Below are 24,224 nucleotides of genomic sequence, written 5' to 3' on the forward strand. Positions count from 1 at the left end.
CATGGCCTCGGCGCTCTTCGACCTCCTGCCCGATTTTGGTTCGCGGACCCCGCGTGCCAGCCAGCCGCCGTCCGCACGCGCCGCCGAGCATATGCCTGCCGCCGTGCCGGCGCCGCAGGCCGACATCGGCGCGCTGATCGCCGAGGCGGTTGCCGATGCGGAGGCGGCGCTCGAGGCACGCCTTGCACTCTCCCATCAGGCTGCGCTCGACGCCGAGCGTCAGGCCAGCGACGATGCGGCGAAAACATTCCTTGAAAGCTTCGGCGGCGATCTCGGCGCCGCCGTCGCCACGCGCATCGAAGCCATGGAGCAGCGCGTTGCCGAGCTTGCCGGCGCGACCGTCGCGCGCATCGTCGGCGGCCTTCTCAGCGACGACCTGCAGCAGCGCTCGCTCGCCGCCCTTTCCCGCGCCATCGGTGCAGCGGTCGCCGACAGCGAGGCCGTGCGCATCGGCGTCCGGGGGCCGCTCTCGCTGTTCGAGCCGCTGCGGGCGGCGCTCGGATCGCGCGCCGCCAATCTCGACTTCACCGAGGCTCCGGGCTTCGACCTGACCGTCACCATCGACGAAACGGTGTTCGAAACGCGTATCGCCGAATGGTCGGCGTCCTTGTCGGAGGTCCTGTCATGAGCGCCGTGGACCATGCCGACCACCGGCACGAGATCATCATCGTCAAGCGCAATCACGACGGCCACGACGACGCTCACCATGGTGGCGTGTGGAAGATCGCCTTCGCCGACTTCATGACGGCGATGATGTGCTTCTTCCTCGTCATGTGGCTGATCAACGCCGCCAACGAGCAGACCAAGGCAGCCGTCGCCAGCTATTTCAATCCGGTCGAGCTGATCGACCGCAATTCCAGCCGCAAGGGCCTGGAGGACCTCGGCGACGGCCCCAGCAAGGTCGGGCTGACCGCGGACAACCCGCAGCAGGGCGCGACCAAGGCGGGCGATAATGGCAAGGGCGGCGCCGGTTCCTCTGAGCGCCGGCAGACGAAGGACGGGGCGCAGGATGCCCAGCTCTCCGATGAGAAGCTGTTCGCCGATCCCTATGCCGTGCTGGCGGAGATCGCCGCCGATACGGGCGTGATGCAGAACGTCAGCGCCAAGGGTGAAGGCGGCGCCCAGACGGCCGGTCCGGCAACCGGCGCCTCCGGCGGCGAATCCTATCGCGATCCATTCGCGCCGGATTTCTGGTCGCAGCAGGTGGCGGCGCCCGACGCCGAGGCAACAGCCGAGCGCGCCAAGTTCGATGGCGATCCGGTCAAGCCCGGCGACAAGGTCGCCGCCGCCGCGGTGCCGAAGGTGAAGGCCGTTCCGGCCGCCCCTCCGCTGACGGCCGCGCGGCTGGAACCGCTGGCCGCCCCGGAAGGCACCGACGCCAAGGGCATACAGAAAGCCGCGCAAGGCAAGGCCGGAAAGCCGTCGAGCGAAGGGAAGAAGAGCGAGAAAGCCGACGCCGACAAGCGCGAGATTGCGGACACCGACACCAAGGCTGAAGCGGCCAAGGCGGAAAAGACCGAATCCGAGCAGGCCGCCGATAAAGGTGACAAGGCGCCGAGCAAAGCCGCTCTTCAGGAAGCGGCGGATATCAAGAAGGAACTCGCCAAGGCATTCCTGCCGGGCGAAAAGCTCGCCGACGGCGTCTCGGTCGAGGCCACCGACAAGGGTGTCGTCATTTCGATCACCGACCAACTCGACTTCGGCATGTTCGAGATCGGCTCGGCCATGCCACGCCGCGAGCTGGTGCGGGCGATGGAAAAGATCGGCCACATCATCAACGAGAAGAAGGGCACCATCACAATCAGCGGCCACACCGATGCGCGGCCGTTCCGCAGCGACACTTACGACAACTGGCGGCTGTCCACCGCGCGCGCCCATTCGGCCTACTATATGCTGGTGCGCGGCGGCGTCGACGAAAGCCGCATCACCGAGGTCGCGGGCTTCGCCGACCGACAGCCCAGGATCGCCTCCGATCCGATGGCTGCCGCGAACCGGCGCATCGAAATCCTGATGGCGGCCGGCGGATGAGGGCCAGGACCGTCATCGGCGGCGCGATAGCGCTGCTGCTGTTCGCCGCGGGGTCGTCACCGGCGGCTTTCGCGCAGGATGCGCTGCAGCCCTATCAACTGGTGCGTTCGCTGCAACTGGTCCAGGATCGCATTGCCGGCGGCGATCACGCCGCGCTGCCGATGCAGGCAAAACTCCTCGAAATGATCGACGCCCGGATGCGCGGCGCGAACGCCGAGGATTTCAAGGAGCCGAAGAACTTCCGCGCCTTGCTCGTCTATGGGATGAGCGGCGGCAATCCGGTGACGGTCGCGGCGGCAGCTTCGCGCGCGGGAACCGACCCGCAAAGCCTGGCCATCGCCAAAGGCGTCGTCGCCTATCTGAGCGGCCAGCCGGCCCAGGCGATCGAAATGCTGAAGCCGATCGATCCGATGAGCGTGCCCGCCGATCTCGGCGCCTTCCTGGCGCTGGTCGAGGGCTCGCTGCTTGCGACCGACGACCCGTCGGCAGCGCTTGCGCTGCTCGACGAAGCGCGCCTGCTCAGCCCCGGCACGCTGGTCGAGGAGGCTGCGCTTCGCCGCTCCGTGGGCATCGCGGCCGCGCAGGGCGACGCCGCCCGTTTCGCGCTGGCTTCGACCCAGTATGTCGCGTCCTTTCTTTATTCGCCCTACGCCAGCCAGTTCGCCGATGCGTTTGTTTCCGGCGTCATCACGCTGCACATGGCGATCAGCCAGGACAAGATAGCCGACATCACCTCGATGATGGATCCCGAGCGCGAGAAAGTGATCTACCTGCGCATCGCGCGCCGTGCCGCGATCGACGGGATGACGGAGCTCTCGGCTTTCGCCTCGGCCAAGGCCGAACTGGGCCGCAACGGCAACGGCAACCGGGACGACCCGCGCACCCAGCTCTATTCGAGCCTCTCCACCATGACATCGGCCAATGTCGATGAAGCACGCGCCAAGTTGGGCAAGATCGACCGCGGCAAGCTTTCGCAAAGCGACCGCGACCTGCTCGACGCCGCGCAAGCTGTCGCGGGCGAAGTGATGGCGCCGGTGAAAGCGGCCGCCAATGCCGGACCTAAGCCGGCAACCGTTGTGAAAAGTGACGAGGCGAAATCAGCGACGGAGGCCTCGGCCGATCCGGCCAATGCGGACTTGCCGCCGGTGGAAGGAGCGATGCCCGACCAGCCAGCGGTCGCGGCGAGCGATCCGCCGGTCGCTGCAAGCGATCAGGCGAAAGACACGCCCTCGCCGCCCGCTGTCCCGCAACCGGCGCAAGCATCGGCCGAAACGCCGGCGTCCACTCCGGCACCGATTGACGCCGCGCCGGTGGTGCAGGCATCGGCGCCGGCGACGCCCGATGCGCAAGACCCAATCGATGCGGCGGTGACCAGCACGCGCCGTCAGCTAGACCAGATCGACCAGTTACTCGGAGCAGCCCCCAAATGACCAGCGTCAACCAGACCCTGCCGGGCTTTGCTTCGACCCAGCCCCGGCAGCACTCGACCGGCGGCGAGGACAAGGATCAGAATTTTGGTGACCTTGTGCATGGGCCCGAGAAGACCGATCGGCCACAGGACAAGCACGCGACCGGACCGGTGATACCAGACGCGCATCCGGCAAGGCGCTCGCCGGCCAATACCGGCAAGCAGGAGCCGGACCAGCATCCGCAGGGGAAAACCGGGGCGCAGAAAGCAGCCACGGGAAAGTCCGGGAAGACCACCGCCCAGGACGATCAGGCGAAGCTGACGGCGGACAAAGATTCCGCGGTGCAAACCGACGAGTCCGCGCCGCTGCAGGATCGCCTGCCGTTGCTGATGGCGCTGAGCGACATGAAACATTTCGCGCAATCGTCGGGCACGGGCGGCAAGGGTTCCGCCGACGGTGAAGAGGCCGCGGGCGAGGGAGCATCGTTGGAAACGCGGCTGCGCCCAGGCAAGCGCGCGGCGGTCGACGATTCCGCCGAGCCGCAGTCGCGATCCGCTCGTTCGACGGCGGCTGTAGCGTCCGGGCCCGACTTCGGGCAAAAGCCGGTGAAGGCGGACATGGCTCTCGACATGCCGGGCCGCGGCGATACCAGGATCTTGCCGAAGCAAGGGAATGAACCGCAGGCCGACAACCCGGTACCGCCGCAAGGCTGGCGGCCGGCTTCCGCCTCCAAGGCCTCGCAGCTATCGCAATCGACCACGCAGCAGACACCGGCCAAGCCGTCTTCTTCCGCCACACGCATGGAAGTCGTCAGCGAGCAGAGCTTCCCGGCGCCGGCGCAAAACCCGATCGGCCAGACGGCATCGGCGCTGGTTGAAACGCTTGCCTCCGACAATGGCGTCCAGCAGGCCTTCGCAAGCGCCTCGGCAGGCTTGCAGACGACCAATTCTGTTGCCGTTCCGACACATGTTCTGAAGATCGAGCTCCACCCTTCGGAGCTCGGATCGGTCATCGCCAGCCTGCGGCTCTCGGGGGAGCAACTTTCGATTGAGATGAAGCCCGAGACACACGAGGCATATCGCCGTCTCACCGCCGACAGCGACGCCATCGTCAAGTCCATGCGCAGCCTCGGCTTCGACGTCGACAAGGTTACCATCCTGCAACCTTCGATAGCAGCGCATGCGGCCAGCCGCGCCGACGCAACCAGCGCCATGCCGATGTCGACAGGCCGCGACCAGCCTTCGTTCCAGCCCGGGAACTCGGGCGGCAACAGCGCGGGCGGCGGCCGGCAACCGGGAAGGAACGATGGCAATGGCGCACAGGAATTCGGCCGCGCGGCTCCGCCTCCTCGCGAAGGTGGTGGCGACGATATCTATATCTAGCTTCGGCGCCGGCACCGCTGTCGCCGCCGCCAATCCCTGCGAGCCGGAGATCCTGCGCGCCGCCGATCGCTACGGTGTGCCTGCCGGGATCCTCTACGCCGTCGGCCTGACCGAGACCGGAAAGAGGGGCAGCCTTCAACCTAATGCCCTGAATATAGAAGGAAAAGCTGTTTTCCCTCGCAGTCGCGGCGAAGCGCTCGCCGCATTCGAGGACGCGCGTCGCGAGGGCAAGACGCTGATCGATCTGGGCTGCATGCAGATCAACCATCGCTATCACGGCGATCGTTTCCGCAGCGTCGAGGACATGCTCGACCCGCATCAGAATGTCGACTACGCGGCGCGCTTCCTGGCGAGCCTGCATGCCCGGCATATGACCTGGTCGATGGCCGTCGCTCGCTACCATGCCGGTCCCGACAACGACCCGGCACAGAAGGTCTATGTCTGCCGCGTCATCGCCAACATGGTCGCCACCGGCTTCGGCAAATGGACGCCGAATGCCAGCACTTTCTGCAATCAATAGTTGTCAAATTCCGGATCCAGCCGACCTTCGCCAGCCTATCCGCCGGCGCCAATATTCGTGCGCCAACAGTTGGCGCGAATACACCCGCGCAGCCGCTTTATTACGGCTCCCAAAAAAACTCCCAAGAAAATAGCTACAAGAAATGATGGTTTTTCAGGATTCGTCGAGCCGGGTACCCCTTTCCGCACGGGGCAAGTGAAATGATTCGGAGGGCGGGCCGATGATCGTGATCGTTGACGAGCGAGAGCTCGTGACAGAGGGCTACTCTTCACTTTTCGATCGCGAGGGGGTGGCCACTGCCGGCTTCGCACCAGGCGAATTCGGCGAGTGGGTGAGTTCCGCCGCCGACACCGATCTCAGATCGGTCAGGGCCTTTCTCATCGGCGACTGCCGCGAAGGTGCGATATCGCCACGCCAGATCCGCGACCGCACCGGCGCGCCGGTGATCGCGCTCAGCGAACATCACTCGCTCGAACACACGCTGCGGCTGTTCGAAAGCGGCGTCGACGACGTCGTCCGCAAGCCGGTGCACATCCGTGAGATTCTCGCCCGCATCACCGCCATTCGCCGCCGCGGCTCCGAAGAGGCCGCCTATACCGAAGTCGGGTCGATGCGCATCTTCATGGACGGCCGCGATCCGGAGATCAACGGCGAGCCGCTGCCGCTGCCGCGGCGCGAGCGGCGCATCCTGGAATATCTGGCCAGCAACCGCGGCCGGCGGGTGACCAAGACCCAGGTCTTCAACGCCATCTACGGCATCTTCGACGAAGAGGTCGAGGAGAACGTGGTGGAGAGTCACATCTCGAAGCTGCGCAAGAAGCTGCGTGAGAAGCTCGGCCACGACCCGATCGATTCCAAGAGGTTCCTCGGCTACCGGCTGGTGTTTTGATGGCCGCCCAAGGCACATCCCGCACCAGCCTCGCGCAAGACACGAGGCATAATTTTATGGCCTCCTACCCAGGCACTGCGGAGATGTATCGATGAGCCTCTACGGAATGATGCGGACCGGCGTTTCCGGTATGAACGCGCAGGCCAATCGCCTCTCCGCGGTGGCCGACAACATCGCCAACTCGGACACCACGGGCTACAAGCGCTCTTCGGCCGAGTTCTCGACACTGATCATGCCCGGCACCGGGGGCGCCTATAATTCCGGTGGCGTGACCACCACGATCCGCTCGGCCGTCGGCACACAAGGCGTCATGACCTACACCACCTCGGTGTCCGACCTTGCCGTCAACGGCGACGGCTTCTTCGTCGTCCAGGATGCCGGCGGCACGCCCTATCTCACCCGCGCCGGCTCCTTCGTTCCGGACGCGCAAGGCCGGTTGGTCAATGCCGCGGGTTACCAGCTCATGGCCTACAGCTACGCCAATGGGGACCCGGCCGCGACCGCCAACGGCTTCGAAGGCCTCGTGCCGGTGCAGATCTCCGACCAGCAGATGACAGCGACGCCGAGCACCGAGGGCCTGTTCTCCGGCAATCTGCCGGCGGGCGCGACGCCGCCCTCTGGCCCGTTGCCGTCCAGCAATAGCGCGACCGCCGAATACACGTCGAAAACCTCGCTGGTTGCCTATGACAATCTCGGCAACAAGAAGCTGCTCGACGTCTACTTCACCAACACCGGCGCCGGCACCTGGCAGGTCTCGGTCTTCGACCAGTCGAAGGCGACCGCGGGCACCTCTTTCCCCTATACGGGCGGCGCGCTGGGATCGGCCAACCTCACCTTCGACACCACGACAGGCAAGCTTACCGGCGCGACGGACAGCGTCTCGTTCACGGTACCGGGCGGCTCGACGCTGGACCTCGATCTCTCCCAGCTGACGCAGCTCGGCACGGGCTTCACCGTTGCCGACGCCAAGGTCAACGGCAACGCGCCGAGCTCCATCCAGAAGGTCCAGATCGGCCAGGACGGCATCATCTACGCGCAGTTCGAGGACGGCTCGACCAAAGCGCTTTACAAGATCCCGCTGGCCGACGTTCAGAGCCCCGACAACCTCACCGCAATGCCCGGCAACGTCTATGTGCAGAGCACCGACTCCGGCGCCGTCCACATCGGCTTTGCCAATGAAGGCAAGCTCGGCTCCATCGTCTCCGGGGCGCTTGAAAACTCCAACGTCGATATCGCCGAGGAACTGACCAACATGATTGCGGCGCAGCGCAGCTACACCGCCAATTCCAAGGTCTTCCAGACCGGCTCGGACCTGATGGACGTCCTCGTCAACCTGAAGAGATAAACGACGGGCGCCGCCCGTGAAAGATCAGCATGTCGCTTTCCTCCGCACTAAGCATTGCCCAATCGGCGCTCCTGGCCACGTCCAAGCAGACCAGCGTCGTATCGCGCAATGTGGCCGACGCGTCGAACCCGGACTACACACGCCGCATCGCCGTGGTGACCAGCACGGCGCCCGGCGCCCGGGCGGTGGAAATCCAACGCGCCGCGAATGATCTCCTGTTCCGCCAGAACCTTTCGGCGCTGTCGGCATGGAGCGGCCAGAGCGCGCTTTACAACGGCATGGATCAGCTCGATCTGTCGGTCAACGGGGTCGACAACGCATCGTCCCCCTCGACGGCAATCGCCAACCTGCAGCAGTCCCTGCAGCTTTACGCCACGACGCCATCGAACCAGAACCTCGGCACCAGCGTCATCGACGCCGCCAAGCAGGTGGTGAACTCTCTCAACAGCGGCACCAAGGCGATCCAGGACTTCCGCACCCAGGCCGACAGCCAGATCTCCACCGCCGTCAACGATCTCAACTCGCTGCTCAGCCAGTTCCAGGACGCCAACAAGGCGGTCATCTCGGGCACTCGCTCCGGCACCGACGTGTCCGACGCGCTCGATCAGCGCGACGCGATCCTGAAGAAGATATCGGAATACGTTCCGGTCTCGACCTTCACCCGCGGCGACAACGACATGGTCATCACCACCAAGGACGGCACGACGCTGTTCGAGACCGTGCCGCGCTCGGTGACCTTCACGCCGTCGGCCGGTTATACGGCCGGCACGCCCGGCAACACCATCTATATCGACAACGTGCCGGTCTCGGCGGGCACCGGGGACACCACCGCCGACGGCAAGATTGCGGGCCTCTTGAAGCTGCGCGACGGCGTCGCTTCGACCATGCAGAGCCAGCTCGACGAGATCGCGCGTGGTCTTGTCACTGCATTTGCCGAAACCTCGTCGTCGCAGCCCAATGCCGCGGGCCTGTTCACATGGTCGGGCGCCCCGGCAATTCCGGCCGCCGGCACCTTGATCGACGGCCTTGCCGGCACGATCAGCGTCAACGCCGCCTTTGATCCGAGCGCCGGCGGCAATCCCGCGCTGTTGCGCGACGGTGGCGCCAATGGCGCGGCCTATGTCGTCAACACCGGCGGCGCATCCTATTCGGACCTGCTGATCAGCTACGGCAACAAGCTCGATCAGCCGATGGCCTTCGACAGCTCGGCCGGCATCACCGTCAGCTCGAGCGTCTCCGACTACGCGGCCAATGCCATCGGCTGGTTCGAAGGCGTGCGCCAGCAGGCCTCGACCAATGCCGACAGCAAGCAGGCGCTGGCCGCGCGCACGGCCGAGGCGCTGTCCAACGACACCGGGGTCAATGTCGACCAGGAGATGTCCCTGCTCCTCGACCTCGAGCACACCTATCAGGCCTCGGCGCATATGATGAAGACGGTCAGCGACATGCTGGACTCCCTGATGGCCGCGGTAGGATAATCCATGAAAGCGACAGGCGTTTCCTCAGCTGCCATCTCCAACGCCCTGCGTTACCAGCAGGCGAAGATGCAGGCCGACCTCGTCAAGGCGACCAAGGAATCGCAGACCGGCACCGTCGCCGATGTCGGCCTGGCGCTTGGCAGCCGGACGACCCAGGCCGTCACCTTCCAGCGCGATCTCGACCGGCTGAACGGCATCGTCGATTCCAACGCGCTCGTCTCGGCCCGCCTGACATCGACCCAGGATTCGCTCGGCCAGATTTCCGATGCCGCGCAGAGCTTCCTGTCGGCCCTGACCAGCGGCGTGTCGGGCGACTCCTCGACCAGCATCCTGCAGACTGCCAGCGCCTCGGCGCTGCAGCAGATGACGGGTATCCTGAACACCAGCGTCAACGGCGAATATCTGTTTGCCGGCACCAACACCGACGTCAAGCCGATCGACGATTTCAACGCCGCCGGCTCACCGGCCAAGGCCGCCTTCGATGCCGCCTTTTCGAGCTATTTCGGCTTCACCCAGACAGACCCGGCGGCGGCCAACATCACAGCCGCGCAGATGGACGACTTCATCACCACGCAGGTCGAGCCGCAATTCCTGGGCGCCGGCTGGCAGGCCAACTGGTCGAGCGCCACCGACGATCAGATCACCAGCCGCATCTCGCTCAACGAAACCACCCAGACCTCGGTCAGCGCCAACGAACAGGGCATCCGCAAGCTCGCCATGGCATCTGCCATGGTCAGCAGCCTGCTTACCGGCAGCATCAGCGAGGCCGCCCAGAACGCCGTCGTCAGCCGTGCCCAGACGCTGGTCGGCGAAGCGATCGGCGGCATTACTCAGATACGGGCCGAGACAGGCGTTGCCCAGCAGCGCGTGTCCGACGCCAGCGACCGCATGAAGACCCAGGTCGACCTCTTCGAGAAGCATATCGTCGATCTCGAAGGCGTCGATCCGGCCGAAGCCGCCACCCGCGTCGCCGATCTGACGCAGCATATCGAGACCTCCTTCGCCTTGACCGCGCGTCTGCAGCAGCTCAGCCTGCTGAACTATCTGACTTGAACATAAACCGGAACGCCAGAGCGCCGACGATGTATCAATTCTCCTACGCCGACATCCAGACCGACTCCGTCGCCGACGCCAAGGACCGGGAGCGGCAATTGCTCACCCGTTCGATCGACATGCTGGCCGCCGCGGCAGCCGTCGGCACCGAGTCGATGGAAGCGGTCGAGGCGCTCCACTTCACCAACCGCGTCTGGACCGCCTTCGTCGAGGATCTCGGCTCCAGCGACAACGCCCTGCCCAAGGAGTTGCGCGCCAACCTGATCTCCATCGGCCTGTGGCTGCTGCGCGAGACGGAAGACATCCGCCAAGGCCGCACCAACAATTTCGAAGGATTGATCGAGGTCTCCCAGATCATCCGAGACGGCATCCAATGACCAACACGCTGAAGATCTCGCTGAAGCCCAACGAGAAGATCTACATCAACGGCGCGGTCATCCGCGTCGATCGCAAGGTCACCATCGAGCTGATGAACGACGTGCAGTTCCTGCTCGAAAGCCATGTCATCCAGGCCGACCAGGCCGCGACGCCGCTCAGGCAGCTTTACTTCATCGTGCAGATCATGCTGATCAACCCGGCGGGCGCCGCGGAGGCGCGCGACATGTTCCGCCGCTCGCTGCCGATGCTGATCGCAAGCTTCGAGAACCAGGACATCTGCAAGGGCCTGAAGCAGATCGACCGCATGGTCGGCGAGGACGAGATCTATGAGGCGCTGAAAGCGATCCGCGCCCTCTATCCGCTCGAGCGTAGGGTGCTCGAGGACAATGACGACATTCCCGAAACGCCGCGCGCACTGGCTGTAGGAGCATAAGATGGCCGTCGACATGACGACAACGATCCCGGTTGGCGCCAACCAAGCCAGCCAGCAGACCTCGAAGACGGCGGTGGATTACCAGTCGTTCCTGAAGCTCCTGATCGCCGAGATGAAGAACCAGGATCCGACCAAGCCGATGGATTCCACGCAATATGTCGCGCAGCTCGCTACCTTCTCCCAGGTCGAGCAGTCGGTGCAGACCAACACCAAGCTCGACCAGATCATGCAGTCCTCGGCCTTGTCGCAGGCCGACGCGCTGATCGGCCGCTCGATCACCTCGGCCGACGGCAAGACCACCGGCACGGTGGCTTCGGTGACGCTCTCCAGCAGCGGCCTGATCGCCGTGTTGCAGGACGGCACCCAGGTCCCGGTCGGCGCGGGCGTGTCGATCAAGCCGGCCGCCTAAGCAGGTCTCCCGAAAGTGGGGCCGGTTTCGGACAACGACATGCTTAAAATCAAAAAAACTTTAGCCGGATTCGCATAGGGGCACCCCATGAACGAGGCCGACGCCCTCGATATCGTCCAGTACGCGGTGTGGACGGTTCTCGTCGCTTCCGCCCCCGTGGTGCTGGTGGCGATGGTGGTCGGCATCGGCATCGCGCTCATCCAGGCGCTGACCCAGATCCAGGAAATCACGCTGACCTTCGTGCCGAAGATCGTTGCCATCATGCTCGTGGTGGCGCTGACCGGCCCGTTCATCGGCAGCCATATCTCGGCCTTCACCAACGTCATCTTCGAGCGCATCGAGCACGGCTTCTGACGCGAAACCTCAGCAAGTGTCTGGCGGCCTGTTCGCAAGCCGCGAGATCGCTTGCGGCGGCGCTTCTTGCAGCTAGATTGTAGGCGCGACGGCGTCGGCCGACGTCTCAGGCGATTCAGGAAGTGATGCATCAGGCAAGAACGGCCGGCGGGCCATGTGCGGAATAGCCGGCGTCTGGCGAAAGCGCGATCCGATCGGCAGCGGCGATCATCGCGACGTCGCGCGCATGATGCAGGCATTGGCGCATCGCGGTCCCGACGATCACGGCAACTGGAACAACGCCCGCCTGGCGCTTGGCCACCGCCGGCTGACCATCATCGATCCATCGCCCGCCGCGCGCGAGCCGATGCTGACCGCGTCCGGCGACGGCGTGCTGTGCTACAATGGCGAGGTCTATAATTTTCGCGCGCTGCGCAAGACCCTGGAGGCCGAAGGCCTAGCGTTCCAATCAGTATCCGACACCGAGGTGGTGCTTCAGGCCCTGCATCACTGGGGTCCGCAAAAAGCGGTGCCGCTGTTCGACGGCATGTTCTCCTTCGCCTATTTCGATGCCCGCGACGGCGCCCTGTGGCTTGCCAGGGACAGGCTGGGCATCAAGCCGATGTCGGTCGCCGAAACCGGCGACCGCGTGCTGTTCGCCTCCGAGGACAAGGCGATCCTCGCCTGCCACGACTTTGCGCGCCGGATGGACACACGCGAGCTGACGTTGCGGCTTGCCTGGCAGAGCCGAGATTCGAGCTACAGCGTTTTCGACGGTATCGAGCGTCTCCCACCGGCAGGCCTTTGGAGGATCACCGGAGACGGCATCGACAAGCGCCGCTTCTGGCACGTCCTCGATGTTCTCGATACCACGCGCATCGCCGGCGACAGGACGTCCGACGCCGAGCATATGGCGACGCTCGAGAGGCTGCTCGCGGAAAGCGTCGAGCTGCATTGCATCGCCGATGCCAGCCTTGCAACCGCTTGTAGCGGTGGCGTCGATTCTGGGCTGATCACCGCGCTTGCCAAGCGCTTCAGGCCGGAGATGCACGGCTACGTCATCGACCAGAAGCTCGGGCACAGCGAAGCGGCGGACGCCGAGCGCACCGGTCGCCATGTCGGCGTCAGCCTGCGCCGGGTGCCTTTTGACAAGGACCGGTTCCTCGAGCTCTGGCCGCGCGCGGTCTGGCACCTTGAAACCGACGGCTGGCATGCCAGCCACGCCGCGCTGCTGGCGCTTGCCGAGCGGTGTCGCGCCGACGGCGTCAAGGTGCTGCTCACCGGCGAGGGCTCCGACGAGCTCTTCGGCGGCTACAAATGGCAAGCATCGACGATCAGGGTCTGGCGCCAATCCTGGCTGCAGCGCCTGTTCCGCTCGAAGGCCAGGCGGGACCGCAAATTCGCCGAATTGCGCCGCGCCCCATTCCGCAACTCGATCGGTCGCGGCTCGCCGACTGACCGCACCATGGCGCTCAGAGCCCTGTCGCCCGAGCTGAACTTCCTGCAGACAAAGCTGTTCGACAGGCTGGAAGGCGTCGCGCCGGCCAGCGACCGCGCTTTTCTGGCAAGCTGCTTCTACGACCTCTACTCGCATCTGCAGGACCTGCTGCACAGGCACGACCGGTTGAGCATGGCGGCGTCCGTCGAGCTCAGGGTGCCGTTCCTCGAGAACCGCCTGATCGACTTCGCCCTTCACCTGCCGCGCAGGCAGAAATACCGCGACGGAACCGGCAAGTGGCTGCTGAAAAAGGCCGCCGAGCACCATCTGCCGCGCGAAAACATTCGCGCCGCGAAGAACGGCTTCGAGATGGATGCCGCTTTTTCAGCCGGAACGCAGGGCCTGCTGCGCGGCGGTGTGCTGCGCGACGCGATGAAATGGTCTGCTTCCGAATTGGACGACCTCATCGACATGGCCAGAAGCCAGGAAACGTCGCGCCTGCGTCTCGTCGGCATGGAAATGCTGCTCAGGCTTTACATGAATGGCGAGACGACAGGCGGCCTGACCGAGGCCCTGCATGCCGAGGCGAGAAACGCGAAATAGCCAAAAGTTGGTCCAGACCGGCCTGATGCTTGGTTTAAAGCTTCGCCGACGCATTTTCGCCTTTGCCTTCCTATTGTTGGGCCGCACTCTTTGGCGAGTCGCTGGCCCTTCCGGGTGCGGCGAGCTTCTACAGAAGACGAAGGCGCAACCATGATCGACGACGAGCCGGAAAGCGAACGCGTCTCCGCGCTGGCGCCGTTCCGGCACGGCATCTTCCGCGCCGTCTGGTCGGCCAGCCTGGTGTCGAATTTCGGCGGCCTGATCCAGGGCGTGGGCGCCGCCTGGATGATGACCACGATCGCCACCTCGCCCTACCAGGTGGCGCTGGTCCAGGCCTCGACCACCTTGCCGATCATGCTGTTCGCGCTCGTTGCCGGCGCCATCGCCGACAGCTTCAACCGCCGCAAGGTGATGCTGGTGGCGCAAACCTTCATGCTGGTCGTGTCGGCGCTGCTGACCTTGTTCACCTGGCAAGGCTGGATGACACCCTGGACGCTGCTTGCCTTCACCTTCCTGATCGACAGCGGAACGGCGCTGAACAGCCCGTCATGGCAGGCCTCGGTCGGCGACATGGTGCCGCGCGCCAAGGTGCCGGCGGCCGTCGCACTCAACTCGCTGGGCTTCAACATCACCCGTAGCGTCGGCCCGGCCATCGGCGGCGTGATCGTCGCCGCCGCGGGCGCCGCGGCCGCCTTCGCCGCCAACGCCGTCAGCTATATCGGCCTGATCGTCGTGCTCGCCCGCTGGAAGCCGGCGCTGCCCGAGCAAACCCTGCCGCGCGAATCGCTGGGCGCGGCGATGGGCGCCGGCCTGCGCTATGTCGCCATGTCGCCCAACATCGCCAAGGTGCTGGTCCGCGGTCTGGCCTTCGGCTTCAGCGCCGGCGCGGTGCTGGCGCTTCTTCCCCTGGTGGCGCGCGACGTCGTCAAGGGCGACGCGCTGACCTACGGCATCATGCTCGGCGCCTTCGGCATCGGCGCGGTCGGCGGCGCGCTGATCAGCGTGCGGCTCAGGCAGCTGCTGTCCAGCGAGGCGATGGTGCGCATGGCCTTTTGCGGTTTCGCCCTATGCGCCCTCAACGCCGCCGTCAGCCACAATGGCTGGCAGACGTCGGCGGGCCTGCTCATCGGCGGCGCCTGCTGGGTGATCGCGCTCTCGCATTTCAACGTCACGGTGCAGATGTCGACGCCGCGCTGGGTGGTCGGCCGCGTGCTGTCGATCTACCAGACGGCGACCTTCGGCGGCATCGCGCTGGGCAGCTGGATCTGGGGCGTCGTCGCCGACGCGCATGGCGCCGAGACCGCGCTGATCGCGGCGGCGGTCGCGATGCTCGCTGGCGGCGCCATTGGCTTCGCCCTGCCGCTACCGCGGCAGACGGTGCTCAACCTCGATCCGCTCAACCGTTTCAAGGAACCGATGCTGGCGCTCGACCTCAAGCCACGCAGCGGCCCCATCGCCATCATGATCGAGTACATCATTCGCGAAGACGACGTGCCGGAATTCCTCGCGACCATGGCCGAGCGCGGCCGTATCCGCCGCCGTGACGGCGCCCGCAACTGGACCTTGGCCCGCGACCTCGAGAATCCCGGCATCTGGATCGAGCACTACCACACGCCGACCTGGGTCGAGTATATCCGCCACAACCGGCGCGCCACCCATGCCGACGCCGTGGTCGGCGAACGCATCCGCGCGCTGCACAGCGGCGAGAACCCGCCGCGCGTGCGCCGCATGATCGAGCGCCCGACCACCGCGGGCACGACGCTCGTCTCGCCGAAGGGCCCGATCGATCACTGACGGCACGTCGTTCGAAGCACGCTTCCGGCAAACGACGTGCGCCGAAGGGTCAGGGATCAATCGGCGCTCTGGATCATGTAGAGCTTGCGGGTGGTCTCGTGGATGCGCCACTCGCCCTTCCATCCCTGCGGCAGGACGAGAAGGTCGCCCGGCCCCAGCTCGCGCATCTCGCCATCGGCGCGGCTCACCTCGGCGCGGCCGCAGATGATGTGGCATATCTCCGACGAGTTCGTGCGATCGGCGGTGAACCGCCCGGGCGTGCATTCCCAGATGCCGATATCGATGGTTCCGTCCGGCGATTGGAAGAACGACCGCGCGGCCTCCAGCTGATCCCCTTCGAAAGAGGTCGGCTTCGGAGAAAAAGCGCCGATGTCGGCCTTGGCGAGGTCGTGGAAAGTCGAAAGATCGATCAAGCTGGTCTCCATGGATCAGGGCAATTCCAGCGGTCCGGAACTGCACGAAAACGAACGATTGGGCGGACGCCGAACCGCCCTAGTGGCCAGTCAGGCTGTCGGCCAGGGCGGCCAGCTTCGAGGTATGCGAAAGCCCGGCGGCCTCGCGGTTATCGGCGATGCGGTAGAGTTGGTACGTCGAATGGACGCCCAGCCAACGGAACGGCTCCGGCTCCCATGGCCGCACCTTGCGGTTGACCCAGGGCAGCCGCGTGAGTTCGGTGCTCTCGCCGAGCACGAGATCGCTCAGCGTGCGCCCCGACAGGTTGGAACTCGACACGCCGAGCCCGACATAGCCGCCGGCCCAGCCGATGCGCGTCGCGGGATCGAGGCCCACCGTCGTGCACCAATCGCGCGGCACGCCGAGCACGCCGCACCAGGCATGATCGATGCGGCATCCGGCGGTCTGCGGCAGCAGCGTGGTCAGGATCGCGTGCAGCTGGTCGATCGTCGCCTGCTGCGTCTGCCCGTTGACATCGGTGCGCGAGCCGTAGCGGTAGGGCACGCCGCGCCCGCCCATGGTGATGCGCCCCTCGCGCGTGCGCTGGGCATAGCAATAGGCATGCGCGGCATTGCCGAGCAGCTCGTGCCCCTCCCATCCGATCTTGCGCCAGAGCTCGTCCGACAGCGGCTCGGTGACGATCTGCGCGCTGTTGAGCGCCAGCCAGGTCCGCTCCTCTCCCGGGATGCCGGCCGTGAACCCTTCCGTGGCGCGGATGACGGTTTCGGCCCGCACCGCACCCCGGTCCGTTGTCACAACGCCCTTGGCAATCGTCGTCACCGTCGTCTTTTCGTAGATCGAAACACCGAGACGCTCGACCGCCGCCGCCAGCCCGCGCACCAGCTTGGCCGGCTGCACGCGCGCCTGGCCGTGGATGACGAAGCCGCCCATCACATTCTTGATGTTGATGCGCGCCCGCGCGGCCTCGGCGTCGAGCGTCTCGATCCGTTCGGGATCGGCATCCCAGGAGCGGATCGTTTCGCACTCCTCGCGCACGCGCCCCAGCTGCGCCGGATTGGTGGCGACCGTCAGATTGTCGACGCGACGGATGTCGGCGTCGATGCCCTCTTCCGTCGCCACCCGGATCACCTCGTCGACGCAGCCGGCCATCGCCTTCTGCATGGCGGTGACGCCTTGCCGTGTCGAGGTCTTCAGATACTTCTCGCGCGACCAGCCGAAGCCGCCCGACAGCCAGCCGCCATTGCGCCCCGAGGCGCCGAAGCCGGCAAACTCCCGCTCGACGAGCACGATGCGCAGCGAAGGCTTCGCCTTCTTCAGATAGTAGGCCGTCCAAAGCCCAGTATAGCCGGCGCCGACGATCGCGACATCGGCCTCGATGTCGCCGGGCAAGGGCGGACGCGGCGCGGGGATATGACCCAGATCCGCATACCAGAACGAGATGTCGCCATTGCGCTTGACTTGCATGAGATGGTTTCCGCCAAAGCAATCCAGGAAAAGTGCGGAACGGTTTCCCGTCCGGAATTGCGTTAAAACAAAAGATGATCAGGTGAGCGTGGTGTCGGCCGTGCTGTCGTCGGGCAGGAGTTTCGCATCGGCGCCGTCGAAGCACAGCTCGACCTTCTCGCCGAGGCCAAAACTCTCGCCGGCGAGCGGCGAACGCACGATCGCGGTCGAGCCGTCTGCGAGCTTCACTTCGTATTTCGACCCCGAGCCGAGATAGATCGCCTCGGCGATCGTTCCCGACAGCCGGTTCTTGCCGGCGGCGTCCTGTCCCGGCCGGCGGATGGCCAGTTTCTCCGGCCGCAGCAACATGACCGGGTTGGCTTCGCCGGCCAGCCGCCGCGGCGCGGTGACCGTTTCGCCGGCGACGGTCAGAGCCGTCCCGCTGCCGTCGCTTTTCGCCTCGCCGCGCAACACGGTGGAATCGCCGATGAAGCGGCCAACGAACAGCGTCGTCGGCTCGTCATAGAGCTGGCGGCCGGTGCCGACCTGCTCGATGCGCCCGCGATTGAAGACGGCGATGCGGTCCGACAGCACCAGGGCCTCTTCCTGGTCGTGCGTGACATAGACGAAGGTGGTGCCGAGCTCGCGATGGATGCGCTTGATCTCGAGCTGCAGCCATTCGCGCAGCTTCTTGTCGAGCGCGCCGAGCGGCTCGTCCATCAGGAGCAGCGGCGGATCGAAGACGATGGCGCGCGCAAGCGCGACGCGCTGCTGCTGGCCGCCGGACAATTCGCTCGGATAGCGATGCGCGAAGTCGCCCATCTTGACCATGTCGAGCGCCCTCGCGACCCGCTTCTTGCGCTCGTCCTGCTTAATGCCGCGCAATGTCAGCGGGTAGGCGACGTTGCGGCCGACCGTCATATGTGGGAACAGCGCGTAGTGCTGGAAGACGACGCCGATATTGCGCTTGTGCGCCGGCACGCCGACGACGCTCTTTCCCCCGACCAGAAGCTTGCCGCTGGTCACGTCGGTGAAGCCGGCGACGACGTTGAGCGTCGTCGTCTTGCCCGAGCCGCTCGGCCCCAGCAGCGTCATGAACTCGCCTGGCTCGATCCCGAGCGAGACACCGTCCAGCGCCTTGAAGCACCCGTAGGCCTTGCTGACCGTGTCGAGATCGATCGCGGCGCCGCGATTTTCCGCTCTCGGGTTCATAGGCGTCCCTTCCGCTCGCGGCCAAGGAGGAGCATGCCGCCGCCGATCAGGATCGTGGTGGCGAACAACAGGATGGTGCCGACGGCCGCGACCGTCGGGTCGGCATCGCGCGTGATCGAGGAAAATATCTGCACCGGCAACGTCTTGAGATAGGGGTTGGTGATGAACAGCGACACCACGATCTCGTCGAAGGACGTGGCGAAGGCGAACAGCAGGCCCGACAGGATGCCGGGCAGGATCAGCGGCAGCGTCACCGTGCGGAACGTGGTCAGCGCGCCGGCGCCGAGGCTTGCCGCCGCGGTCTCAAGCCGCTTGTCGAACACTTCGAGATTGGCCGAAACCGCGATCAGCACGAAGGGCAGCGCCAGGATCGTATGCGCAAGCACGAAGCCCGTCAGCGTGCCCACGAGTTGCACATCGAGATAGACGGCATAGATGCCGATGGCCAGAACCACGCCCGGCACGACCATCGGCGTCAGCATCACCATGCGCAAGAGATTGGCCGGTCGCGCTTTCATACGGTCGAGGCCGAAGGCGGCGAGGGTGCCGAGCACCGTCGCCAACACAGCCACCAGCGAGGCGACCTTGAGCGAGTTGAGGAAACTGGAAGACCAATCGGGGTTGGTGGCGAAATTCTGGTACCACTGCCAGGAAAAGCCCTGCGGCGGAAAGGCGAGCGACTTGTTCTCGTTGAACGACATCGGCACCACGACCAGTGTCGGCGCCACCAGCCATATCGCCACCAGCAGGCAGACAAGCCCGAGGATGACGCGCGTGAGCGGCTTCATCTCCATCAGCGTCGTCCCGCTTCCCGGTGCCTCGACCGCATCACCGGCGCCGCAAGCGCGAGCAGCACGAAGGTCGCGACCAGCAGCACCACGCCCATGGCGCCACCGCGTCCCCATTGCAGCAGGCTGAGCACCTGCGTCTGCACCAGCGTCGACAGCATTGTCGAGCGCGGTCCGCCGAGCAGCGCCGGCGTGATGTAGAAGCCCAGCGCCAGGATGAAGACGATGATCGCGCCGGCATAGACGCCTGGCAGCGACAGCGGCAGGTAGACGGTGAAGAACGCGCGCGACGGCCGCGCTCCGAGACTCCGTGCCGCCTGCACCAGCCTGAGATCGATCCCCTTCATCACCGAATAGAGCGGCAGGATCATGAACGGCAGGAGCACCTGCGCCATGCCGATCACCACGCCCGTCTGGGTGCGGATCAGGCGGATGCCGTCAAAACCGGCCGATCGCAGCAGCGAGTTGATGACGCCGGAATCCTGCAGCAGGATCACCCAGGAAAGCGTGCGCACCACGCCGCTCACCCAGAACGGGATCAAGACGCAGAGCACAAGGACGAGCCGCGCGCGTGGCCCGACGGCGGTCATCAGATAGGCGTAAGGGTAAGCGCAGAGCACGCAGACCACAGTCACCCAGGCCGAGATCGTAAAGGTGCGCTGGAGCACCGTCAGATTGACGGGTGCGCCGAAGAACCAGGCATAGTTCTGCAGGCCCCATTGCGGCTCCGACAGGCTGCGCAGCACGATGGTGATCAGCGGATAGCCGATCACCGCGGCCAGCAGCACCAGCGCCGGCAGCGTGAGCGCGAACGGCTGCCATGCCCAGCCCGCCCGTTGCGCGGCGGAAGGCGTCGTCGGTTCGAGCGCGCTCACGGACCTCTCCTTCAGCCCGTCAGTTGCCGGCCATCAACGCCGACCACTTCTCCTGCGCCACCGCGAAGTTCGGGACCCAGAACTTGAAGTTCTGCTTGTAGCCCTGCTTCTGGCGCTCAGGCGTGTTGGTCAGGAAGGCTGCGACGGAAGCGTCGACCTTGGGCTGCGCATCGCTGTTGATCGGGGTGTAGGACGTCTTCTCCGCCAGGATCTCCTGCGACTGCTTGCCGAGATAGGCGTTGAGCAGCGCGTAAGCGGCATCCGTGTCCTTGACGCCGACCGGGATCGTCATCTGGTCCATCACCACCAGCCAGTCCTGCCATGCGGGCGCATATTTGGCGCCGTTCTTGACCGCGGTCATGGCGCGGCCGGTCCACATCATCAGCATGTCGGCTTCGCCGGACTCCGCCAATTGCTGCGATTCAGCGCCCGTCTTCCAGAAGATAGTGTCGGGGCCGAGCTTGCGGACCACGTCGATGGCCTTGTCGATATCGGCCACCGTCATCGCCTTCGGGTCGCCGCCGGCAACCTTGAAGGCCTGTTCGAGCAGGCCGCCGGTCGGGCTGCCGGAGCCGTCGATCCCGCGTACGCCGGGAAATTTTTCGGTGTCGAAGAAGTCGGCCCAGCTCTTGGGCGGATTATCCTTGTACTTCTCCTTGTTGTACATCAGCACGACGCCGTAGTTCATCGCCGGCACCGAGCATTCGCCGACCTGGCCTTCCGGGATTTTCGAGACGTCGAGCTTGGTCAGGTCGAGCTTCTGGAACAGCTTGCCGCAATAGACGTAAGGCGGCAGGTCGTCGGTATCGACGACGTCCCAGGTGACATTGCCGGATTCGACCTGCGCCTGCAGCTTGGCGATCTCGGTTGGACCGTCATTGAGCAGCTTGACGCCGGACTTGTCGACGAACTCCTTCAGCGCAGCCGCCTGTCCGTCCTGGTAGATGCCGCCATAGGAGACGAGCGTCAGGGTCTTGCCTTTCAGCGAACCCTCCTTGACCTCGCCCGCCACAGGCTTGTCCTGCGCTAAGGCGGCGCCGGTCAGAACGCCGAGCGCCAGAACGGCGCCGATGCCGTATCTCGATTTCAACATAACGATAACTCTCCCATTCATGCCCGCGTTTGATCAGCTACCTGGCGGCGGGCGGTTTCCAGGTCGTGTATTGGTCGAGCTCGGCGCGTGCCGAGGTCGGCGGCGCGATGATCCACATCACTTCGGCCCGGCCGCTGCCGATGTTCTCCGTGCGATGCGGGGTGGAGGTGGTGTATTCGACGCTGTCGCCCTCCTCGAGGACATGGCTCGCCTCGCCGAGCGACACCTCGACGACGCCGCGCAGGACGATCAACATCTCATGCGCATCGCCATGCGTGTATTGGTCGGAGCCGGTCGAGCCGCCGATCTCGAACTCCCCGACATAGACTTCCATGTCGCTCAACGGGGGCCGCGACAAGAGCACCTTGCGGCACCCGTCGCTAGGCGGCAGGCTGGGCCGCTCGCTGCGCCGCAGCACGCCGTGGTGATTTTGAGCCGCGCTTTCGGCAAACAGCAGCGCGACGCTGACGCCGAGCGCCGAAGCCATCTGGTTGAGCGATGCCGTGCTGGCGCCCGTCAGGCCGCGCTCCAATTGGCTGATGAAGCTGGCGCTGGTTCCGGTCGCCTCGGCGAGGTCGCGCAAGGAAAGCCTGCGGGCAAGGCGCAGGCTCTTGAGCCGCATGCCGAGCACCTCCTGGGCGGCTGTTGCGACCGAACCGTTCCTGTTCCCGGTTGAAGCCTGGCCCTTATCGGAAGCCTTGGGCATCTCGTTTGTTCTCCACTGAACAGTTTGTACAGTGACACTGTACAAAAGGCAAGCGGCGAGAGTCCGTCGCTGCAGGCACCTTCATAACGGGAGCGAACCGATACTCACTCTTCCGGAATTGAGATCAATTTACCAGCCTGGATTGACAGGCTGCAGACCTACCGGCGGCCAAGACCTCGCGGTTCCCCCCGTGACCAGTCTGGTTGAGCCGTTGCCTGTGAACTTTGCAGCGGCACAAAATGACCTCTGTCTTGCACCGCTTTTACTCCTCGTCCGAGGATCCGGCATGGATCCTCGGGTCTGCGCGTCCGCTTTGCCCCGCTCCGCCCGTGGGTGACGAAGTTTAGACGTCTCGGCTAATCTCCGGGGCTGCAACGTGCCGGGTAGTCTGCACCGGCAGGCTTCCTGTGTTGAAAACTAGCCCTCGCCGGCCAGGTCCCGGCGCGCCTTATCGAGTTCTTCGGCATAGCGGCGCATCAGATGGCTCTCGGTGAGCAGGCCAAGCACGATGCGTTCGTCGAAGTCCTCGACCACCGCCAGTTCTTCGGCTCCGGTGCGCTGGAAGGTCTCGGCGGCGGTCTGGACATTCATCGAGGGCACCAGCACCGCATCCTTGAACTGGGCGAGCGCGCTCACCGGCGTCTCGCCATCGGAGGGATCGCTGTGCAGTTCCGGCACAAGCAGCATGCCGACATATTGGTCGGCCTGTTCGACGGCGATGACGCGCTGGCCGGAGCCGAGCGGTATCTCCTGGCGGAATTCGGCAAGCGTGGTCGAGGCAGGAATGGTGCGGACGTCCTTGCGCATCATCGAGCCGACGGTGAGGCTGCGCATCCAGCCGACGTCATGGGCGCTGCGGATCGTCTCGCCGCGCAGATGGAAACGCCAGGTCGAGAAGGAGTAGCCGAAGGTCTCGCGCACCAGGATCGCCGACATGATCGAGGCCGCCAGCACCACGCCGGTGAGCGTCAGGTCGCGGGTGGATTCCAGCGCCAGGAAGGTCATGGTCAGCGGGCCGCCGACAACGCCAACCGCAAGCGAGGTCATGCCGACGACGGCGGCGACCGCCGGGTCGATACCGACGGACGGCGCGGTCAGCGCCATGACGCCGGCGAAGACCTTGCCGAGCAGCGCTCCCAGGAACAGCGAAGCGAAGAACAGGCCGCCGCGGAAGCCCGAGCCGAGCGAGATGGCGGAGGCCGCCAGCTTCATCACGAAGACGCTCGCCACCACCGGCAGCGCATAATTCATGGCAAACTCGCGATGCAGCGCGCCATGGCCGCTGGAGAGCACCTGCGGCGTGACCAGCCCGAGCAGGCCGACGAAGATGCCGCCGATGAACGGCCGGACCGAGGCGTCGATCGAGAGCCGCACGAAGAGACGCTCGACGATGCTCACCAGATGCATGATGGCGATCGAGGCTGCCCCGCCGAGCAGTCCGAGCAGCAGGAACGGCACATACTCGCTGGCGGTCAGATTCGGCAGACCTGACAGTTCCAGCGGGAACGGCACGCCACCGAACATTTCCGCCGTCAGCGAGGCGGCGATCGCCGCCGTCATCACCGGCGCCACATTGACGACGGAGTAGATGCCGATGACCAGTTCGAAACCGTAGAAGGCCCCGGTCAGCGGCGCGTCGAAAGCGGCGGCAATCGCACCGGCGGCACCGCAGCCGACCAGGATGCGGACGTCATTGCGGCGCAGCCGGAACGCGCGCGCAAGCCGGGAAGCTACGCCGGAGCCGATCTGCGTATAGCCGGCTTCCAATCCCACCGAGGCACCGAAGCCGCTGGAAATCATCGTCTGCGCCACGATGATGAAAGTGTCGGTGAGCGACATGCGCCCGCCATAGAGCGCGTTGGCCTCGATCGGGTCGACCGGGGTGCGAAACTTGCGCTTTCTGAGCCAGATGACGGAAAGGCCGAGCAGCAGGCCGCCGATCGCCGGGAACATCGCCTGCACCGGATCGGCGAGCGAGAACATCGCCGAAAGGCGGCCGCCCGGCTGCACGTCGAACAGCAGCCAATGCATGCCTTGCACCAGCGCGCTCATGCCGGTGACCAGGGCGCCCGCGATGGCGCCGACCATGCCGGCCATCAGCACGATCGCAATGCCGCGCGCCTCGAGCACGGGGATCGAACTGATCAGCACCGCGCGAAGCCGGCGGGCATAGACTTGTGGGTCGTTTCTGGCAGGCAACG

General features: G+C 65.4%; 23 protein-coding genes. 15 read left to right on the forward strand and 8 right to left on the reverse strand.

Translation table 11 applies throughout. The features are described from left to right. The first annotated feature begins 1 nt into the window (after position 1). The 15 genes from FJW10_RS08365 (at position 2) to FJW10_RS08435 (ending at position 15,492) form a co-directional block, all read left to right on the forward strand. On the forward strand, positions 2–628 hold the full coding sequence (locus FJW10_RS08365) for a hypothetical protein (protein ID WP_140899699.1): 627 nt from the start codon (positions 2–4) through the stop codon (positions 626–628). Beyond that, positions 625–2,028 carry a MotB family protein gene (locus tag FJW10_RS08370; protein ID WP_140899700.1) on the forward strand — a complete coding sequence of 468 codons (1,404 nt, stop codon included), beginning with the start codon at positions 625–627 and terminating at the stop codon, positions 2,026–2,028. The genes FJW10_RS08365 and FJW10_RS08370 overlap by 4 nt, the downstream gene beginning before the upstream one ends. After that, positions 2,025–3,458 carry a chemotaxis protein MotC gene (locus tag FJW10_RS08375; protein WP_140899701.1) on the forward strand — a complete coding sequence of 478 codons (1,434 nt, stop codon included), beginning with the start codon at positions 2,025–2,027 and terminating at the stop codon, positions 3,456–3,458. Before FJW10_RS08370 ends, FJW10_RS08375 begins: the two co-directional genes overlap by 4 nt. Beyond that, on the forward strand, positions 3,455–4,819 hold the full coding sequence (locus FJW10_RS08380; RefSeq protein ID WP_140899702.1) for a flagellar hook-length control protein FliK: 1,365 nt from the start codon (positions 3,455–3,457) through the stop codon (positions 4,817–4,819). The genes FJW10_RS08375 and FJW10_RS08380 overlap by 4 nt, the downstream gene beginning before the upstream one ends. Continuing rightward, positions 4,749–5,339, forward strand: coding sequence for a lytic transglycosylase domain-containing protein (locus tag FJW10_RS08385; RefSeq protein WP_246674158.1), 591 nt, complete (start codon positions 4,749–4,751; stop codon positions 5,337–5,339). The genes FJW10_RS08380 and FJW10_RS08385 overlap by 71 nt, the downstream gene beginning before the upstream one ends. A 220-nt stretch (positions 5,340–5,559) precedes the next feature. Beyond that, on the forward strand, positions 5,560–6,228 hold the full coding sequence (locus FJW10_RS08390; protein ID WP_140673814.1) for a response regulator transcription factor: 669 nt from the start codon (positions 5,560–5,562) through the stop codon (positions 6,226–6,228). Between the two features lie 91 nt (positions 6,229–6,319). Further along, entirely contained in the window at positions 6,320–7,573 is a 1,254-nt protein-coding gene (locus tag FJW10_RS08395) for a flagellar hook protein FlgE (protein WP_140673812.1), read from the forward strand. A 29-nt stretch (positions 7,574–7,602) separates the two neighbouring features. Next, a complete protein-coding gene (gene flgK, locus FJW10_RS08400; protein ID WP_140899703.1) occupies positions 7,603–9,051 on the forward strand; it encodes a flagellar hook-associated protein FlgK in 1,449 nt (482 codons plus the stop codon). 3 nt (positions 9,052–9,054) lie between these two features. Continuing rightward, entirely contained in the window at positions 9,055–10,104 is a 1,050-nt protein-coding gene (locus FJW10_RS08405) for a flagellar hook-associated family protein (protein WP_140899704.1), read from the forward strand. A gap of 29 nt (positions 10,105–10,133) precedes the next feature. Continuing rightward, positions 10,134–10,481 carry a flagellar biosynthesis regulator FlaF gene (gene flaF, locus FJW10_RS08410; protein WP_140827479.1) on the forward strand — a complete coding sequence of 116 codons (348 nt, stop codon included), beginning with the start codon at positions 10,134–10,136 and terminating at the stop codon, positions 10,479–10,481. Further along, positions 10,478–10,915 (forward strand): flagellar biosynthesis repressor FlbT, encoded by a 438-nt coding sequence (flbT, locus tag FJW10_RS08415; protein WP_140899705.1) that lies wholly within the window; start codon positions 10,478–10,480, stop codon positions 10,913–10,915. The genes flaF and flbT overlap by 4 nt, the downstream gene beginning before the upstream one ends. A gap of 1 nt (position 10,916) precedes the next feature. Next, positions 10,917–11,324, forward strand: coding sequence for a flagellar hook assembly protein FlgD (gene flgD, locus FJW10_RS08420; RefSeq protein WP_027165132.1), 408 nt, complete (start codon positions 10,917–10,919; stop codon positions 11,322–11,324). An 87-nt stretch (positions 11,325–11,411) separates the two neighbouring features. Then, entirely contained in the window at positions 11,412–11,678 is a 267-nt protein-coding gene (gene fliQ, locus FJW10_RS08425) for a flagellar biosynthesis protein FliQ (protein WP_140899706.1), read from the forward strand. 154 nt (positions 11,679–11,832) lie between these two features. Next, positions 11,833–13,698 carry an asparagine synthase (glutamine-hydrolyzing) gene (gene asnB, locus FJW10_RS08430; protein WP_140899707.1) on the forward strand — a complete coding sequence of 622 codons (1,866 nt, stop codon included), beginning with the start codon at positions 11,833–11,835 and terminating at the stop codon, positions 13,696–13,698. Positions 13,699–13,848: 150 nt separating this feature from the next. Next, positions 13,849–15,492, forward strand: a complete 1,644-nt coding sequence (locus FJW10_RS08435) for an MFS transporter (RefSeq protein ID WP_140899708.1) — start codon at positions 13,849–13,851, stop codon at positions 15,490–15,492. 56 nt (positions 15,493–15,548) lie between these two features. On the opposite strand, the gene FJW10_RS08440 is transcribed toward FJW10_RS08435, so the two are convergent. The 8 genes from FJW10_RS08440 to FJW10_RS08475 all read right to left on the reverse strand — a co-directional run bounded on the left by FJW10_RS08440 (position 15,549) and on the right by FJW10_RS08475 (position 24,222). Next, positions 15,549–15,917 (reverse strand): cupin domain-containing protein, encoded by a 369-nt coding sequence (locus FJW10_RS08440; RefSeq protein ID WP_140706994.1) that lies wholly within the window; start codon positions 15,915–15,917, stop codon positions 15,549–15,551. 67 nt (positions 15,918–15,984) lie between these two features. After that, the gene (locus tag FJW10_RS08445) at positions 15,985–17,370 is read right to left on the reverse strand and encodes an FAD-binding oxidoreductase (RefSeq protein ID WP_140899709.1); all 1,386 of its coding nucleotides are present in this window, start codon (positions 17,368–17,370) and stop codon (positions 15,985–15,987) included. 78 nt (positions 17,371–17,448) lie between these two features. Beyond that, positions 17,449–18,561, reverse strand: coding sequence for an ABC transporter ATP-binding protein (locus FJW10_RS08450; RefSeq protein WP_140899710.1), 1,113 nt, complete (start codon positions 18,559–18,561; stop codon positions 17,449–17,451). After that, entirely contained in the window at positions 18,558–19,355 is a 798-nt protein-coding gene (locus FJW10_RS08455; RefSeq protein WP_140899711.1) for an ABC transporter permease, read from the reverse strand. Before FJW10_RS08455 ends, FJW10_RS08450 begins: the two co-directional genes overlap by 4 nt. Further along, positions 19,355–20,224 (reverse strand): ABC transporter permease, encoded by an 870-nt coding sequence (locus FJW10_RS08460; protein WP_140899712.1) that lies wholly within the window; start codon positions 20,222–20,224, stop codon positions 19,355–19,357. Before FJW10_RS08460 ends, FJW10_RS08455 begins: the two co-directional genes overlap by 1 nt. Positions 20,225–20,243: 19 nt before the next feature. Further along, positions 20,244–21,317 (reverse strand): PotD/PotF family extracellular solute-binding protein, encoded by a 1,074-nt coding sequence (locus FJW10_RS08465; RefSeq protein WP_140899713.1) that lies wholly within the window; start codon positions 21,315–21,317, stop codon positions 20,244–20,246. A 37-nt stretch (positions 21,318–21,354) separates the two neighbouring features. Further along, positions 21,355–22,023: an XRE family transcriptional regulator gene (locus FJW10_RS08470; protein ID WP_140899714.1), complete on the reverse strand. Its 669-nt coding sequence runs from the start codon at positions 22,021–22,023 to the stop codon at positions 21,355–21,357. A gap of 417 nt (positions 22,024–22,440) precedes the next feature. Continuing rightward, entirely contained in the window at positions 22,441–24,222 is a 1,782-nt protein-coding gene (locus tag FJW10_RS08475) for a chloride channel protein (RefSeq protein ID WP_140899715.1), read from the reverse strand. Positions 24,223–24,224 lie beyond the last annotated feature (2 nt).

This window comes from Mesorhizobium sp. B4-1-1 (genome assembly GCF_006439375.1).
In the GTDB taxonomy this organism is placed as follows: domain Bacteria; phylum Pseudomonadota; class Alphaproteobacteria; order Rhizobiales; family Rhizobiaceae; genus Mesorhizobium.

Bases quoted from the DNA above. Each gene is read 5' to 3' on its own strand.
- FJW10_RS08450 (WP_140899710.1), bottom strand. From the start codon at position 18,561: ATGAACCCGAGAGCGGAAAATCGCGGCGCCGCGATCGATCTCGACACG.
- FJW10_RS08470 (WP_140899714.1), bottom strand. From the start codon at position 22,023: ATGCCCAAGGCTTCCGATAAGGGCCAGGCTTCAACCGGGAACAGGAAC.
- FJW10_RS08365 (WP_140899699.1), top strand. From the start codon at position 2: ATGGCCTCGGCGCTCTTCGACCTCCTGCCCGATTTTGGTTCGCGGACC.
- FJW10_RS08435 (WP_140899708.1), top strand. From the start codon at position 13,849: ATGATCGACGACGAGCCGGAAAGCGAACGCGTCTCCGCGCTGGCGCCG.
- FJW10_RS08395 (WP_140673812.1), top strand. From the start codon at position 6,320: ATGAGCCTCTACGGAATGATGCGGACCGGCGTTTCCGGTATGAACGCG.
- flgD (WP_027165132.1), top strand. From the start codon at position 10,917: ATGGCCGTCGACATGACGACAACGATCCCGGTTGGCGCCAACCAAGCC.
- FJW10_RS08370 (WP_140899700.1), top strand. From the start codon at position 625: ATGAGCGCCGTGGACCATGCCGACCACCGGCACGAGATCATCATCGTC.
- FJW10_RS08375 (WP_140899701.1), top strand. From the start codon at position 2,025: ATGAGGGCCAGGACCGTCATCGGCGGCGCGATAGCGCTGCTGCTGTTC.
- FJW10_RS08390 (WP_140673814.1), top strand. From the start codon at position 5,560: ATGATCGTGATCGTTGACGAGCGAGAGCTCGTGACAGAGGGCTACTCT.
- fliQ (WP_140899706.1), top strand. From the start codon at position 11,412: ATGAACGAGGCCGACGCCCTCGATATCGTCCAGTACGCGGTGTGGACG.
- FJW10_RS08445 (WP_140899709.1), bottom strand. From the start codon at position 17,370: ATGCAAGTCAAGCGCAATGGCGACATCTCGTTCTGGTATGCGGATCTG.
- FJW10_RS08465 (WP_140899713.1), bottom strand. From the start codon at position 21,317: ATGTTGAAATCGAGATACGGCATCGGCGCCGTTCTGGCGCTCGGCGTT.
- flgK (WP_140899703.1), top strand. From the start codon at position 7,603: ATGTCGCTTTCCTCCGCACTAAGCATTGCCCAATCGGCGCTCCTGGCC.
- FJW10_RS08455 (WP_140899711.1), bottom strand. From the start codon at position 19,355: ATGGAGATGAAGCCGCTCACGCGCGTCATCCTCGGGCTTGTCTGCCTG.
- asnB (WP_140899707.1), top strand. From the start codon at position 11,833: ATGTGCGGAATAGCCGGCGTCTGGCGAAAGCGCGATCCGATCGGCAGC.
- FJW10_RS08405 (WP_140899704.1), top strand. From the start codon at position 9,055: ATGAAAGCGACAGGCGTTTCCTCAGCTGCCATCTCCAACGCCCTGCGT.
- FJW10_RS08440 (WP_140706994.1), bottom strand. From the start codon at position 15,917: ATGGAGACCAGCTTGATCGATCTTTCGACTTTCCACGACCTCGCCAAG.
- FJW10_RS08385 (WP_246674158.1), top strand. From the start codon at position 4,749: ATGGCGCACAGGAATTCGGCCGCGCGGCTCCGCCTCCTCGCGAAGGTG.
- flaF (WP_140827479.1), top strand. From the start codon at position 10,134: ATGTATCAATTCTCCTACGCCGACATCCAGACCGACTCCGTCGCCGAC.
- flbT (WP_140899705.1), top strand. From the start codon at position 10,478: ATGACCAACACGCTGAAGATCTCGCTGAAGCCCAACGAGAAGATCTAC.
- FJW10_RS08380 (WP_140899702.1), top strand. From the start codon at position 3,455: ATGACCAGCGTCAACCAGACCCTGCCGGGCTTTGCTTCGACCCAGCCC.